Annotated in this window: 1 pseudogene; it reads right to left on the bottom strand. The window is 64.3% G+C overall.

Going from position 1 to position 319, the window contains the following annotated elements:
- Positions 1-319: pseudogene (locus tag MST27_RS22345) on the bottom strand (translational GTPase TypA); the annotation flags it as partial.

Below are 319 nucleotides of genomic sequence, written 5' to 3'. Positions count from 1 at the left end.
TCTGGCGGTTGGTCACTTCACCCGCCTTGATCGCGCCATAGTGGCTGAAGGTCGAGGTCAGGATGCCGGAGCCCGAGGTCAGGGTCAGGAAGTTGTTACGGAAGCCGATCAGGCCGCGCGCCGGGACGGTGTATTCCAGGCGGATGCGGCCCTTGCCGTCGGGGATCATGTTGGTCAGATCGCCCTTGCGCAGGCCCATCTGCTCCATCACCGGACCCTGGTGCTGCTCCTCGATGTCGATGGTGACGTTCTCGTACGGCTCCTGCTTTTCGCCGGCCTCGTTCTCGATGATCACCACTTCCGGGCGGCCCACGGCCAG

The organism is Stutzerimonas marianensis, from assembly GCF_022810315.1.
Lineage (GTDB): Bacteria > Pseudomonadota > Gammaproteobacteria > Pseudomonadales > Pseudomonadaceae > Stutzerimonas > Stutzerimonas marianensis.
The sequence above is the reverse complement of the archived record's forward strand: the minus strand, read 5'-3'. Positions and strand labels throughout refer to the sequence as shown.